The sequence below is a fragment of the Bauldia sp. genome (assembly GCA_037200845.1).
In the GTDB taxonomy this organism is placed as follows: domain Bacteria; phylum Pseudomonadota; class Alphaproteobacteria; order Rhizobiales; family Kaistiaceae; genus DASZQY01.
This window is the reverse complement of the sequence record JBBCGQ010000001.1, coordinates 218,341-232,445: the sequence shown is the minus strand read 5'-3', so window position 1 is coordinate 232,445 and position 14,105 is coordinate 218,341. Positions and strand designations below refer to the sequence as shown.

General features: G+C 65.7%; 11 protein-coding genes. 5 read left to right on the top strand and 6 right to left on the bottom strand.

Annotation, left to right across the window (positions count from 1 at the left end; translation table 11 throughout):
* Positions 1-8: 8 nt before the first annotated feature.
* The 4 genes from WDM94_01125 to WDM94_01110 all read right to left on the bottom strand — a co-directional run bounded on the left by WDM94_01125 (position 9) and on the right by WDM94_01110 (position 5,019).
* On the bottom strand, positions 9-1,127 hold the full coding sequence (locus WDM94_01125) for an ABC transporter permease subunit (GenBank protein ID MEJ0011230.1): 1,119 nt from the start codon (positions 1,125-1,127) through the stop codon (positions 9-11).
* Positions 1,120-2,043 carry an oligopeptide ABC transporter permease OppB gene (oppB, locus tag WDM94_01120; GenBank protein ID MEJ0011229.1) on the bottom strand — a complete coding sequence of 308 codons (924 nt, stop codon included), beginning with the start codon at positions 2,041-2,043 and terminating at the stop codon, positions 1,120-1,122. Before oppB ends, WDM94_01125 begins: the two co-directional genes overlap by 8 nt.
* A gap of 67 nt (positions 2,044-2,110) precedes the next feature.
* Positions 2,111-3,718: a peptide ABC transporter substrate-binding protein gene (locus tag WDM94_01115; GenBank protein MEJ0011228.1), complete on the bottom strand. Its 1,608-nt coding sequence runs from the start codon at positions 3,716-3,718 to the stop codon at positions 2,111-2,113.
* 137 nt (positions 3,719-3,855) lie between these two features.
* Positions 3,856-5,019: a diphosphate--fructose-6-phosphate 1-phosphotransferase gene (locus WDM94_01110; protein ID MEJ0011227.1), complete on the bottom strand. Its 1,164-nt coding sequence runs from the start codon at positions 5,017-5,019 to the stop codon at positions 3,856-3,858.
* A 127-nt stretch (positions 5,020-5,146) separates the two neighbouring features.
* Here WDM94_01110 and WDM94_01105 point away from each other — a divergent pair, with 127 nt between their 5' ends.
* Positions 5,147-7,369 (top strand): adenylate/guanylate cyclase domain-containing protein, encoded by a 2,223-nt coding sequence (locus WDM94_01105; GenBank protein ID MEJ0011226.1) that lies wholly within the window; start codon positions 5,147-5,149, stop codon positions 7,367-7,369.
* Positions 7,370-7,479: 110 nt separating this feature from the next.
* Positions 7,480-7,869, top strand: coding sequence for a DUF3307 domain-containing protein (locus WDM94_01100; protein ID MEJ0011225.1), 390 nt, complete (start codon positions 7,480-7,482; stop codon positions 7,867-7,869).
* Between the two features lie 13 nt (positions 7,870-7,882).
* On the opposite strand, the gene WDM94_01095 is transcribed toward WDM94_01100, so the two are convergent.
* Positions 7,883-8,995: a hypothetical protein gene (locus WDM94_01095; protein MEJ0011224.1), complete on the bottom strand. Its 1,113-nt coding sequence runs from the start codon at positions 8,993-8,995 to the stop codon at positions 7,883-7,885.
* Positions 8,996-9,177: 182 nt separating this feature from the next.
* Here WDM94_01095 and WDM94_01090 point away from each other — a divergent pair, with 182 nt between their 5' ends.
* The gene (locus WDM94_01090) at positions 9,178-10,191 is read left to right on the top strand and encodes a FecR domain-containing protein (protein MEJ0011223.1); all 1,014 of its coding nucleotides are present in this window, start codon (positions 9,178-9,180) and stop codon (positions 10,189-10,191) included.
* A 4-nt stretch (positions 10,192-10,195) separates the two neighbouring features.
* On the opposite strand, the gene WDM94_01085 is transcribed toward WDM94_01090, so the two are convergent.
* Positions 10,196-11,248: a LacI family DNA-binding transcriptional regulator gene (locus tag WDM94_01085; protein ID MEJ0011222.1), complete on the bottom strand. Its 1,053-nt coding sequence runs from the start codon at positions 11,246-11,248 to the stop codon at positions 10,196-10,198.
* Positions 11,249-11,801: 553 nt separating this feature from the next.
* On the opposite strand from WDM94_01085, the gene WDM94_01080 reads away from it, so the two are divergent.
* Together WDM94_01080 and WDM94_01075 are read left to right on the top strand one after the other, a co-directional pair.
* Positions 11,802-13,049: an ABC transporter substrate-binding protein gene (locus tag WDM94_01080; GenBank protein MEJ0011221.1), complete on the top strand. Its 1,248-nt coding sequence runs from the start codon at positions 11,802-11,804 to the stop codon at positions 13,047-13,049.
* Positions 13,050-13,154: 105 nt separating this feature from the next.
* Positions 13,155-14,096, top strand: coding sequence for a sugar ABC transporter permease (locus WDM94_01075; protein ID MEJ0011220.1), 942 nt, complete (start codon positions 13,155-13,157; stop codon positions 14,094-14,096).
* The last annotated feature ends 9 nt before the right edge of the window (positions 14,097-14,105 follow it).

Here is a 14,105-nt window from a genome sequence, read left to right as displayed (position 1 = left end):
CTCGCTCCTTACCGGTCACGGGGGTCGAAGGCGTCGCGCAGTCCGTCGCCGAGGAAGTTGAGAGCGGAAAGCGTCGCAACGAAGAAGACCGACGGGAAGATGAGCAGCCAGGGCGCGGCCTGGATGTTGGCGGCGCCTTCGGCGATCAGCGCACCGAGGCTGGTCAGCGGCTCCTGCACGCCGAGGCCGAGGAAGGAGAGGAAACTTTCCAAAAGGATGACCCGTGGCACGAGGATGGTGACGAAGACGATCACCGGCCCGACGGTGTTGGGGATGATGTGGCGGCGGATCTGCGCCCAGTCATCGACGCCCATCGCCTCGGCCGCGGCGATGAATTCGCGCCGCTTCAGCGACAGCGTCTGGCCGCGGACAATGCGCGCCATGTCGAGCCACTCGATAGCGCCGATGGCGACGAAGATGAGGATGAAGTTGCGGCCGAAGAAGACGACCAGAACGATGACCAGGAAAATGAAGGGCAACGAGTAGAGGATCTCGACGATGCGCATGAGCACGTTGTCGACGCGGCCGCCGGCGAAGCCGGAGATGGCGCCGTAGGTGACGCCGATGAGGAGGCTGACGAAGGTGGCGAGGATGCCGACGGTCAGCGAGATGCGGCCGCCGATCATGATGCGGGCGAAGAGATCGCGGCCGTTGCCGTCGGTGCCCATCGGGAAATATTCGCGGTGGACGCTGCCGGAGACGACGAGGGTGCGGCCGTCGTCGCGCGTGTCGGTGACGCTCGAGGCGTCGAATTCGTCGGTGCGGTCGACGTAGCGGGTGACGCGCGGGTCGATCGTGGTCGGCGAGGTGAAGGTGGCCTGGAAAGATTGGCCCTCGACTTTGAAGCCCGCGAGCGTGACGCGCGCCTGCTGGGCGGCGGCTGTCATCACCTGCTGCAGCGTGTCGGCGCGCGGGTAGGGCTCGAGGCTCGGCGCGGTGCGGACGTAGGACTCGAAGACCTGGTCGTAGGCGTGCGGCGTGAAGTAGGGGCCGAAGACGTAGAGCGCGGCGATCGCGATCAGCACGACGATGGAGGCGACGGCGGCGCGGTTGCGACTCAGCCGGTCGAAGGCGAGGCGCGTCAGGCTGCGGCCGGCCGTCGGTACGGGTGCGGCGACGTCAGTCATAGCGGACCCGCGGGTCGAGGTAAGCGTAGAGCAGGTCGACGATCAGGTTGAAGACGATGATGAAGACGGCGATGAGCACGACGGTGCCCATGACAAGCGTGTAGTCGCGGTTGAGCGCGCCGAGCACGAAGTAGCGGCCGACGCCGGGGATGGAGAAGATCGTCTCGATGACGACCGAGCCGGTGAGAACAGCAGCGGCGGCGGGGCCGAGATACGTCACCACCGGCAGCAGCGCGGCGCGGAGCGCGTGGACGACGACCACGACGCGCGGCGGCAGGCCGTAGGCGCGGGCGGTGCGGACGTGGTCGGTGCGCAGCGCCTCGATCATCGAGCCGCGCGTCAGGCGGGCGAAGATCGCGAGTTGCGGCAGCGCCAGCGCGATCACCGGCAGGATGAGATCGCGGACGGTGCCGTTGCCCCAGCCGCCGGCCGAGGCCCAGCGCAGCATTACGGCGAAGATAAGCGACAGCACCGGGCCGACGACGAAGTTGGGCACGGTCAGGCCGATGGTTGCCACCGACATCAGGCCATAGTCGACGGCGCTGTTCTGGCGGAGCGCGGCGAAGACGCCGACGCCGACGCCGCCCACGACCGCGATGATGAGGGCGAAGGAACCGAGCTCCAGCGAATAGGGAAGGCTCTGCGCGATCAACTGGGTGACGGTGAAGTCGCGGTAGATGTAGCTCGGGCCGAAATCGAGATGCGCCACGTTCCACAGATAGTGCAGGTACTGCACGCCCAGCGGCTGATCGAGCTGATAGGCCCGCATCAGGTTCGCCATGATCTGCGGCGGCAGCGCGCGCTCGACGTTGAACGGGCCGCCGGGCGCGAAGCGGATCAGGAAGAAGGAGATCGAGACGACGATGAAAATCGTCGGCACGGCGCTCAGCAATCTGCGGAGCACAAAGCGCAGCATCGCGTCCCCTGGTGAGAGGCGGGGCGCCGCTCTTGTTTAAGGCGGCGGCGCCCCGCGATAGCGATGCCTACTGGTCGAGCGTCAGGAAGCGGCTCTGGTGCTCGTTGGCGGCGTTGTCCTGCCAGCCGTGGACCTTTGACGAAACCAGCCACGGCGCGCCGTAGACCATCAGCGGCGCGACGCCCTGCTCGTCCATGAGCAACTGCTCGGCGTCGTGCAGCAACTGGTAGCGCTTGGCCGGGTCACGCTCGGCGTACGACTGCTTCATCAGGTCGTCGTACTTCGGGTTGTTGTACTTGCCGTAGTTGAAGGTGACGGTCGTCGAAATGTACTGGTAGAGGAAGTTTTCCGGGTCGGGATAGTCGGCAGCCCAGCCGGCGCGGGCGACGCTGAACTTGCCGCCCTCCTGCAGGTAGGCGTAGTGCGACTTGGTGTCGGAGTTCGAGATCGTCACGTTCGCGCCCAGCGCCTTCCACATGTCGGCAACCGCGGTCGCGACCTTCTTGTGGTTGTCGTTGGTGTTGTAGCGAATCTCGACGTTGAGCGGCTTGCCGCCCTCGCCGTAGCCGGCTTCCTTGAGCAGCGCCTTGGCCTCGTCCTCGCGATCGAGCTGCGACTTCGAGGCGAAGTCGGGCACCGCCGGCGTGTAGCCCGGGATGCCCGGCGGGACGAACGAGTAGAGCGGCAACTGGGCGCCGGAGAACACCGACTGGCCGAGGAAGTCGCGGTCGACCGCCATCGACAGGGCGCGGCGGACACGGACGTCGTCGAACGGCGGCTGGCGCTCGTCGAAAGCGTAGTAGTAGGTCGACAGCGCCGGCGGGATGCGGACCTCTTCCTTGCCGAACTTGTCCTGCAGGAACTTCAACTGGTCGGTCGGGAAGTAGTAGTTGACGTCGAGCTCGCCGGCCTCGAAGCGGCGGACGGCGGCGGCCTGATCGTCGGTCGGGTAGAAGATGACCTTGTCGATCTTGACGTTCGCCGCGTCCCAGTAGTTCGCGTTCTTGACGACGGTGACGTGATCGTTGGCGACGTTCTCGGCGAGCGTGAAGGCGCCGTTGGAGACCATGTTGCCGGGCTTCACGAACTCAGGCCCGAACTTGTCGATCTCGGCCTTGTGGAAGGGCAGCGCGGTCTGGTGCGCCATCAGCGTGATGAAGTACGGCGTCGGGCGCTCGAGCGTTATCTCCAGCGTCTTGGGATCGACCGCCTTGATGCCGAGGGTGTCGATAGCGACCGGGGCTTCCGGCTTGGCGGTGTTGATCGCCTCGGCATTCTTGATCGGGTAGAGGATGTTGGCGTAGCCGGCGGCTTCCTTCGGGTCCTCGATGCGGCGGAAGGAATAGACGAAGTCGTCGGCGGTGACGGGATCGCCGTTCGACCATTTGGCGGCGTCGCGGATCTTGAAGGTGTAGGTCAGGCCGTCGTCGGACACGGTCCAGCTCTCGGCGGCGCCGGGGATGATCTTGCCGCCGGCGTCGTAGACGGTGAGGCCCTCGTAGAGGTCCTTGAGGATGTTGGCCTCGACGTCGATCGAGGTGTGCGCCTGATCGAGCGTCTGCGGCTCGCTGCCGTTGCCGCGGTGGAGCACCACCTCGGCAAAGGCCGGCGCCGCGGCGGTGGCTGAAATGGCAAGGGCGGCCAGGGCCACCCGCGCAAATGACGAAAGCTTCATGGATGGGACTCCCGTGAGCACTACAAGGCTCGCGGGCATCGCCCTCGCCCCGAGCCGATTGGCTCAAGCCTAGGGCCGAGCGACGCCGGCCGGCAAATCTTTTCTGTCGGCCGCTGACGCTAAACGGGAAAACCGCCTCAGACGAAAGGCGGGAAGGTATCCGGCGGCGGCGGCAGGAGGCGGGTGAGATATGCCCTGCCGGCCGGCGCCAGCATGGTGCCGGCGTCGTCGAGGAAGTTGCGCGGCATCAGGCGCGTCTTGCCGGCGACGGCGGCCAGCGGCACGGAGCGGATGGCGACCGAGCCCTGCTCGTTGCCGAGCGCGACCGAGCAGCTTCCCGACTCGGCGGCGTTGACCGCGAAGACGCCGGTCTCGAAGGCCTCGCGGCGGTCGGCGTCGCTGACCGTACCGGAGAAGGCGCGCGGCAGGTAACCGAAGGTGTCGACGCGGGCGCGGGCTTTCGGGAAGGCGGCCGACAGCGCGGTCTGCATCGCCATGCCGAGGTCGTTGGTGGAAAGCTGCACGTTGCCGTGCGAGTCGCGCTCCAGCGCGTCGCCGAGCAGGCTTTCGATCAGCGACTTGCCGTCCGCGGTCGTGACGCCTTCCGACATCGCGACGATGCAGTAGTTGTGCTTCTCGCGGGTGGCGCGGACGTCCTCGACGAAGCGCTCGGTCGAGAAGGGAATCTCGGGGACGTAGACCAGATGCGGGCCGTCGCGCTCGGTCTGCTTCCAGGCGGCGGCGGCGGCGGTGAGGAAGCCGGCGTGGCGGCCCATGACGATGCCGACGTAGATGCCGGGCAGCGCGTGGAAGTCGAGGCTGACCGACAGGAAGGCGTGGGCGACGAACAGGCCGGCGGAGATGAAGCCGGGCGTGTGGTCGTTCTCGACGAGATCGTTGTCGATGGTCTTCGGCGCGTGGACAAAGGCGATGTGGTCGCCGCCGCTGGAATTCAGGATCTGGCAGGTGCCGGCGGTGTCGTTGCCGCCGATGTAGATGAAGGCGTCGGCCTTGACCGCGTCGAGCTGGTGCAGGATGCGCTCGCAATAGGCGGCGTCGGGCTTGTCGCGGGTCGAGCCCAGCGCGGCGTTGGGCGTCATCGCCATGCGGCGGAGGTCGGTCTCGGAAAGCGCGCTGAGGTCGACGAAGTGGCCGTCGCGCAGCCCGCGGACGCCGTGACGTGCACCCAGAACCTTCGCGCCGGGGTAGCGTTTCATCGCGGTCAGCGCCGCGCCGGCGACCGTCTGGTTGATGACGGCGGTCGGCCCGCCGCCCTGCGCAATCACGAACACCTTGCTCATCGCTTCCCCCGTCGCTCCCCGTCGCCGCCCCGGCCGGGGGCGGCAAAAATTGCGGCGCGACATTACAAGGCGGAGGCCTGTTGACAAGCAGCGCGCCACGTCCGCGATATTGGGACGCGGGGAGACCATGTTTCGATTCAACCGTTCGAGCGCGCTCTACATCGTGATCGTCGTCGCCATCCTCGGCGGCGCGACCTTCATCCGTTTCGCCGATCCGTTCTTCGTGCAGGCGCTCCGGCTGATCGCCTTCGATTCCTACCAGCGGCTAGGGCCGGCGACGTACGACCCGAACCTGCCGGTCAGGGTCATCGACATCGATGAAGATTCGCTCGCCAAGATCGGCCAGTGGCCGTGGTCGCGGACGATCCTTGCCGACCTCGTCGACAAGCTGACGGCGCAGGGCGCCGCGGTCATCGCGTTCGATATTTTCTTCTCGGAGCCCGACCGCACGTCGCCTGAGCAGGCGGTGAAGCTGATGTCGCCCGAGGACGCGGCGATCCTGGCGCCGGTGGTCGCCGGGCGCAAAACGCACGACCAGATTTTCACCGATGCGGTCGCGGCCGCGCCGGTGGTGCTGGCGACCGCGCTCAACACGACGCCGTCGGCGCCGCCGCCGCTCAAGGCGGGCTTCGCCATCGCCGGCGACGATCCGGCGCCGTTCATCACCAACTATCAGGGCGCGGCGGCGAACCTGCCGGAGCTCGATGCGGCAGCGAAGGGCATCGGCTCGGTCAACTGGCTGCCCGACCGCGACCAGGTGCTGCGCCGCGTCCCGCTGGTGCTGCGCATCGGCAATCAGTATGTGCCGGCGCTGTCGACCGAGGCGCTGCGTGTCGCCTATGGCGCCGGCTCCTACGTGCTGAAGGGCGCCAACGCCAGCGGCGAGACGGCGTACGGGCGCAACACCGGCCTCAACCACGTGCGCGTCGGCGCGACCGAGATCGCGACCGATTTCGACGGCCAGATCTGGCTGAAATTCCGGCCGCAGAATCGCGCGGCCTACATTCCGGCGTGGAAGGTGCTGAACGGCACCAACGACCCGAACGAGGTCGCCGGGCGCATCCTGATCGTCGGCACCAGCGCCTCCGGCCTGCTCGATCTCAGGGCGACGCCGATCGATGCGTCGATCGCGGGTTTCGAGGTGCACGCGCAGACGCTGGAGCGGCTGCTCGACCCGACGCGGGCGCTGACGCGGCTCGACTATGCCACGCAGATCGAGGTGTTCATCACCATCGTGCTGGGCCTGGCGCTCGCGACCATTATGCCGCGCATCCAGGCGCTGTACTCGGCGACGCTCGGCCTGTCCGTTATCGCCGCGCTCTTCCTCGGCGGGTGGATCGCCTACAGCCAGTACAATCAGCTTCTCGATCCGACCTATGGGGCGGTGGTGCTGTTCATCCTGGTGACGACGGCGACCATCTACGTCTACCGGCGCGTCGAGCAGCAGCGCGGCGAGGTGCGGCGCGCGTTCGGCTACTACGTCTCGCCGACGGTGGTGAACGAGATCATCGCCAATCCCGACAAGCTGGAACTCGGCGGTGTCGTCAGGCCGCTGACGCTGTTGTTCTGCGACGTGCGCAACTTCACCTCCATCTCGGAGCGCATGACGGCGCACGAGCTGACCACGTTCATCAACAACCTGCTGACGCCGCTGTCGGAGATCATCCTCGAAAACCGCGGCACCATCGACAAGTACATGGGCGACGCGATCATGGCGTTCTGGAACGCGCCGCTCGACGATACCGACCACGCGACGCACGCGCTGCAGTCCGGTCTCGCGATGATCAAGCGGATGGAGTCGCTGAACGAGGAGTGGCGCAAGCAGGCGGAGGCGGCGGGCAAGACGCATGCGCGCGTCGCCATCGGCATCGGCATCAACTCGGGCGACTGTTGCGTCGGCAACCTCGGCTCGTCGCAGCGCTTCGATTATTCGGCGATCGGCGACGACGTGAACGTTGCCTCGCGCTACGAGGGGCTGTCGAAGGTGTACGGCGTGCCGATCGTGCTCGGCGAGCCGACGGTGGAGCGGATCAAGGACATCCGGCCGATCGAGCTCGACCTGATGCGGGTCAAGGGCCGGGCGAAGCCGACGCGCATCTACACCGCCGCCGAGGCGCTGGGGCTGAGTTCGGACCAGTACCTGACGCTGATGTCGCGGCACGAGCCGATGCTCGCCACCTACCGGTCGCAGAACTGGGATGGGGCGGAGGCGGCGATCGCCGAATGCGAGGCTTTCGGCGTGCATGGGCTGGCGGCGCTCTACGGCGTCTATCGCCACCGCATCACCGAATGGCGCTCCAGCCCGCCGCCGGCGGATTGGGACGGCACGTTTACGGCTACTTCAAAGTAACCCTATATCCTTCAAAACAAGGTCAAATTGGCCATGTGACCGGTTTCACATATGGTGATTCCGGGCGGATGTACGGTTTCTTGCGGTGACGCGATGGCTGGGAGCGAGACGTGACAGACCCAACGGCGGCAGTTCTTGTCGCGCTCCTCTATCTGCAGGTGAAGCATTTCATCTGCGACTACCCGTTGCAGACCCACTACCAGCTCGCCAACAAGGGCACCTACGGGCATCCCGGCGGCATTGTTCACGCCGGCATCCATGGCATTTTCACGATCCCGGTTTTCCTGATCATGACGCCGACGTTCCTCGTCGGGGCCGGCATCGTCGTGGTGGAGTTCCTGCTGCACTATCACATCGACTGGACCAAGCAGCAGATCATGGCCCGCACCGGCTGGGTGGAGGCGGACCGCGAATTCTGGTGGGGCATCGGCGCCGACCAGTTCGCGCATCACGTGACCTACATCGGCATCGTCACGGTGCTGTGGCTGACGGGCGCCTAGCCCGGCCCCGATCCTAGCGGCGGAAGACGATCGCGACGGTGGCGGACTGGTTCTGCCACGTGTGGGTGCTCATGCTCGAGTTGTTCCACTCGTACTTGTAGTCGAAGCGCAGGTCGCCCTGCGCGCCGAGCAGATTGCGGAACACGAGCGAAGCGCCGGGCGCCGTCGACCAGTCCTGGCGGCTGCCGCTGCCGATGTCGGCGTAGGTGCGCTCGAACATCTTCAGATTAACCGAGGCGGAGAGGTTGTTGGCGATCGCCTTGGCGTATTCGAGGGTCGCGCCGGCCTCGGTGTAGAGGCCGGTGGCGAATTCGGTCGGGCCGTCCTCGGACGAGCCGCTGATGTTGCTCCAGCGGAACCACGGCGACACCGACAGGCTGTCGCGATCGTGGAAGACGTCCTGGATGGCGACACGGCTGCTGACATCGACGTAGGTGCCGTTGCCGGACGTGAACGACGGGTCGTACTGGCGGTAGCCGGCGCGGACGCGCAGCCACTGGTAGGCGCCGTTGAGATAGCCCTCGAACAGCGCGGAGGCGTTGACGTCCCAGTAGTAGGTGCGGCCGTTGAGGAAGGCCGTGCCGGCGCCGACCGCCGGGCGGACGGAGAAGTCCGTGCCCTTGATGTCCACGATCGGGCCAAGGTCGCCGTTAAGGGCGGCGTAGTTCATCTCGGTCTCGTGGGCGTAGGCCTCGCCGTAGAAATTGAGGTTCGTGCGCCAGCGATAAAGCCCGGCGGCGCGCTCGTCGCGCACGCGGAAGCTGCCGTAGCCGAGCACATCGTCGGTCGCCATCTCGGAGCGGAGGACGTTCGACTGCCACGTCGCGCCGACCTCGACGGTCTTCTGCGTCTCGGCGGGCTGGATGATTCGGCGGACACGCTGCAGACCGTCTCTCGCGACGGCGTTGCCGGGATCGTTGATCAGCACGCGCTCATACGCCGACAGCGCCTTGCGGTATTCGCCGCGTGATTCGGCAAGCTGGGCGTACTGGATGCTGATCTCGGAATTGGTCGGGTCGGCGAGGACGCGCGCATAGGCCGCCGTCAGCTCGTCGGCGATCGCCGCGGGCATGGCGAGCGCCAGCGCTGTCGTCGCCGTCAATGTCAATGCAATGCCGCGAAGCATGTGGGTGCCGCCGCTCCCCTTCGAATCTTCGTTTTGCGACGGTAGGCCAACGAGTCCGCGCTTGGCTATGGCACTGCAGCAACACCTGCCGCCTTTTGCACGGATTAACCATGGCGCTTGCTGGCAAGCGCAAAAAGCGCAGCGTAGACTCGCCGTACTGGAGACGCGGACCAGGAGATTCGATGATGGGCCGGCTGGGGCTTGCTGCTCTGCGGGTGCTGTTGCTAACGGGTGCGGCGCACCTTGAGTCGGCACATGCCGCCAGCAACATTGGTGTCGCCTCGGCGGCGCAAAACGACGTCAGCGGGATCACCGGTGGCGGATCGCAGTCGGTTGTCGCCGGCAGCCATATCTTCCAGGACGAGGTGATCAAGACCGGCGTCAAGTCGATGGCGCAGTTGCTGTTCCTCGACGAGACCAGCCTGTCGGTCGGGCCGCAGTCGGAAGTGACGCTCGACAAGTTCGTTTACAATCCGACGACCGGCGCCGGCAGCGTCGTCATCAACGCGACGCAGGGCGCGTTCCGCTTCATCAGCGGCTCGCAGGCGTCGGCGAACTACAAGATCAACACCGCGGTCGCCACCATCGGCACGCGCGGCACGATCGTCGATGGCAACTACAGGCCCGGTGTCGGCCTTGCGATCATCGCGCAGGAGGGCAAGGCCGACGGCGCGGTGATCGTCAACGTCAAGGGCAAGCAATACGTGCTGAAGCCGGGCGACGCGCTGTTCGTTGCGGAAGACGGGACCGTGACCGGTCCGATGGCGCCGGACGATGAATTCTTCCGCGTCGTCGGCGTGGCGCCGTGGCCGCTCTACGGCGGGCTGCTGCCCGGCGAGCACGAGCAGGTAGAGGTGCCGGACGGCGGCGAAGTGCGGAGCGACGATCTATTCAACCGGCCCGAACCTTGCGGCGATCCGATCGCCTATCACGGCGGTTCGCCGTTCGGCTCGCTGCTCACGCTGGTGGAGTGCGGCGGCGACGACGATCCGTGCGACTACTTCGCCGGCTTCAAGCAGGACTACGGCACCACGATGCCATTCATCCGGGTCGAGGGTTGCTATCCGGACGACCCTTGCAGCGATGCGAGCTTCGGCCGGGGTCAATCTCCGACCGCGCCGTTCATTCGGGTCAATGACGACGGCCGGGACGACGGCTTGTGGATGCCGCTCATTCTCGCGTCCGAGTGCGGGTAGCCGGCTAGACCGGCGCGCCGGTTATCGCCGCCGTCGGATGACGCTCGCGCGGCGCGCCGCGATGGGCGCGGACACTGTCCCTGATCACAAGCGTGCACGGCAGTCGCGTGCGCTGGGGCATGCTCTTGCGGTCGCCGCTCATGCGCAGGACGAGATGCTCGGCGGCGCGGCGGCCAAGCTCGGCGCGCGGCTGGCGCATGGTGGTCAGCGCCGGCGACAGGAGGTTGGCATATTCGATGTCGTCGAAGCCGGCGACCGACACATCTTCGGGCACCGACAATCCGGCGTCGCGGATCGCCTTGATGAAGCCGATCGCGACCTGATCGCTGGCGCAGAAGACGGCGGTCGGGCGGACCGGCAGCGCCAGGAAACGCTGCGCCGCGGCGGTGCCGGCCTCGAACGAGAAGCTGCCTTCCCACACGATCAGATCCTCGGGCGCGAGGCCGCTCGCGATCGCCGCCTCGTGCACGCCGCGCAGCCGCTCCTTCGCCTCGACGTTGTTCACCGGGCCGGTCACGTGGGCGATGCTGCGGTGGCCGAGGCTGATCAGGTACTGCACCATCTGGAACGCGGCATCGCGATTGGCGACCTCGATGACGGGCAGCTCGCCGAGCTCGGGGATGTCGTTGCAGATCAGCAGGATCGGTATCTGGCCGGCTAACGAGTCGAAGCCCTGCTGCGGCAGGCGGCCGGAGAAGAGCAGCACGCCGTCGACCTGGCCGGAGCGGACGAGCTGGTCATAGTGCTTCTCGCGGCCCGGCGTGCCGCGCGTGTCGCCCATCACCAGGCCGTAGCCGGCTTCGAAAAGCGTCGACTCGATCGCGTTCAGAATCGCGGTGTAAAACGAGTCGCCGATGCCGTTGATCAGCGCCAGCGCCATCTTGGTCGAGCGGGCGCGGAGACTGCGCGCTGATGCATTAGGTGTGAAGCCGACTTCGGCGATCGCGGCGAACACCGCGGCGCGCGTCGCCTCCGCCACGCGCTCGGGATCGGCGAGCGCGCGCGAGACGGTAGCCGTCGACACACCGGCGCGACGGGCAACGTCGCGGATGGTCACGGAGCCGGGTTTCGCTCGCGCTTCGGTTGCTCTCGACATGTTGAGACGGTTAAGTCTCGTCGCTCCCTACATCGGCATTGACTTCGCGCCGACTTGTAATTAGCGTCCAATGTAATCGTTTACAGCGCGATTGGCGAGTCTGATCGGCGTGCGTCATAGAGACCAATCTTCCTCCGCATGGGAGTTGCGGAGAAAGACGACGAAGCAAGAAGTGCCGCAAAGGCACTCGAGCGGGTGAGGGAGAGGAACTGGGCGTTGTAACGCCCGACACATTTTCCATTCGAATTGCGCCGTTCGTCATGCCGGTAACCGGCGATCAATCGGCGCCGCTGTTGAAAGAAGGAGAGGCGCGATAACGCGCCCGCCACAACTGGGAGGAATGGGCGCCAAAAAATGCGCCCCAGCTTTTCCGGATCGGAAATCGACCAGACGGGACAATTGCGCCCGGCGGGTTTGATGACTTGGACTGTCGCTTGGGAGTGCTCGTCTGGAATTGTCTTAGGCTTCTTGTGCCGGACGCCGATCGGCGGACGGAAAGATAGGGAGGAATGGAATGACGCATTTCGCAAAGACGCTGCTCGGGGCCACTGCCCTCGCGGCGATCGTCGGTGGGCCGGCTTTCGCCGCCGACGTGGAAGTGACTCACTGGTGGACGTCTGCGGGTGAATCCGCGGCCGTGAAGGTGTTTGCCGACGCGTTCGACGCGACCGGCAATCATTGGGTCGACGGCGCCATCGGCGGCTCCGGCGACACGGCTCGCCCGATCATCATCAGCCGTATCATGGGCGGCAACCCGCCCGGTGCCACCCAGTTCAACCCGGGCAAGGACTCGGACGATCTGGTTGACGCCGGCCTGATGACCGACCTGTCGGACCTCGCCGCCACCGAGAAGTGGAACGACCTCGTTCGTCCGCATTCGCAGATGGAATCCTGCACGCGCAACGGCAAGGTCTGGTGCGTTCCGGTGAACCTGCACTCGGGCCAGTGGCTGTGGACCAACCGCCACGTCTACCAGGACAACGGCATCGAGCCGCCGAAGAACTTTGACGACGTCGTCAATGCCGCTCCGGCTCTCCAGGCCAAGGGCATCCTGCCCCTCTCGGCCGCCCAGGGCTGGCCGATCGGCACGCTCCTCGGCGACATCGAAGTCGGCGTGGGTGGCATCGACCTCTACCTGAAGACGCACAAGGATCGTGACCTGGCCGCCTCCGGTGGCCCGGAAGAGAAGGCAATCTGGGTGGCCATGGATAAGGCCCGCCAGATCGTCGACCCGAACACGATCGTTCCGCAGTGGAACGACGCCGTGTCGCTGGTCATCACCGGCAAGGCCGCCGCGAACGTCATGGGCGACTGGGCCCGTGGTGAGTTCTCGGTCGCCAACATGAAGGCCGGCGTCGACTACGATTGTCTCCCGGGCCTCGGCTACCACGAGGTTCTGGATACGGGCGGTGACGTGTTCTACTTCCCGAAGCAGAAGGATCCGGAAGTCGTCAAGGCGCAGCTCCTGCTTGCTTCGACGATGTTCTCGAAGCCGGTGCAGGTCGCCTTCAACCTGAAGAAGGGCTCGCTGCCGATTCGTCCGGACGTCGATCTGGCCGCGGCTGACGACTGCATGAAGAAGGGCCTGAAGATTCTCGAGAACCCGGCGAACATCTTCCCGACGGGCGCTCAGATCATGGATCGTGACACCATCAACCAGATCCGCGACCTGCAGAACGAGTTCTTCACCAACAAGGACATGACTGTCGACCAGGCGCTCGCCTCGTTCGTCGACATCATCAAGAACGCCCCGAAGGGCTAGTACCTAGCCTTACGGCAAGCCACTGGCGTGGCCGGCTCGCGAAAACGAGCCGGCCACGTCGAACCAGGGGCCGCGTTCCTGATGAGCGCGAGGGGCAAGTAAGTCATGTCTGCTACCGCACAGCCGATTTCCAACGTCGCCACGGCGAGCGCGATAACCAAGCCGCCGCTCAAGATTTTCCGTAATCTTCAGTCGAAGATCGCGTTGACGCCCATGATGGCGACCGTGATCGTCGTTTTCATCGGCTGCAGCATCTGGACGATCGTCTACTCGCTGACCAGCTCGCGCATCCTGCCGACGTCCAATTTCGCGAAGGATTTCGTCGGCATAGATCAGTACACGCGCCTGTTCACCTCCTCGCGCTGGCAGTTGTCGGTCAGGAATCTCTTCGTCTTCAGCATCTTCTCGCTCGCCTTCACGTTCGTGCTGGGCTTCCTGCTCGCCGTGTTCATGGATCAGAAGATCCGCTTCGAGAACACGTTCCGCACGATCTTCCTCTATCCGTTCGCGCTGTCGTTCATCATCACTGGCATCGTCTGGGCATGGGCGCTCAACCCGGCGTTCGGCCTGCAGAAGTCGGTGCGCGATCTCGGCTGGACCAATTTCACGTTCGACTGGATCGCCAATCGCCAGATGGTCGTCTACTCGCTGGTCATCGCCGCGGTCTGGCAGGGCACCGGGCTGATGATGGCGCTGATGCTCGCGGGCCTGCGCGGCATCGACGATGAAATCTGGAAGGCGTCGCGCGTCGACGGCATTCCCAAGTGGCGCACCTACTGGTCGATCATCATTCCGATGATGCGCCCGGTGTTCATAACGGCGCTGGTGCTGTTCGCGGCCGGCGCGGTGCGCACCTACGACCTCGTGGTCGCCATGACCGGCGGCGGGCCGGGCCTCTCGTCGCAGTTCCCGACCGTCTACGTCTACGAATTCATGTTCGTGTCGAACCTGGCGCAGGGCCTTGCCGCTTCGTCGGTGCTGCTCGCCGCCGTCGCGATCATCGTGATCCCGTGGGCGTTCTACGAATTCGGCCAGAAGAAAAGCTAGAGGACGCGA

Bases quoted from the DNA above. Each gene is read 5' to 3' on its own strand.
- WDM94_01125 (MEJ0011230.1), bottom strand. From the start codon at position 1,127: ATGACTGACGTCGCCGCACCCGTACCGACGGCCGGCCGCAGCCTGACG.
- oppB (MEJ0011229.1), bottom strand. From the start codon at position 2,043: ATGCTGCGCTTTGTGCTCCGCAGATTGCTGAGCGCCGTGCCGACGATT.
- WDM94_01115 (MEJ0011228.1), bottom strand. From the start codon at position 3,718: ATGAAGCTTTCGTCATTTGCGCGGGTGGCCCTGGCCGCCCTTGCCATT.
- WDM94_01110 (MEJ0011227.1), bottom strand. From the start codon at position 5,019: ATGAGCAAGGTGTTCGTGATTGCGCAGGGCGGCGGGCCGACCGCCGTC.
- WDM94_01105 (MEJ0011226.1), top strand. From the start codon at position 5,147: ATGTTTCGATTCAACCGTTCGAGCGCGCTCTACATCGTGATCGTCGTC.
- WDM94_01095 (MEJ0011224.1), bottom strand. From the start codon at position 8,995: ATGCTTCGCGGCATTGCATTGACATTGACGGCGACGACAGCGCTGGCG.
- WDM94_01090 (MEJ0011223.1), top strand. From the start codon at position 9,178: ATGATGGGCCGGCTGGGGCTTGCTGCTCTGCGGGTGCTGTTGCTAACG.
- WDM94_01080 (MEJ0011221.1), top strand. From the start codon at position 11,802: ATGACGCATTTCGCAAAGACGCTGCTCGGGGCCACTGCCCTCGCGGCG.
- WDM94_01075 (MEJ0011220.1), top strand. From the start codon at position 13,155: ATGTCTGCTACCGCACAGCCGATTTCCAACGTCGCCACGGCGAGCGCG.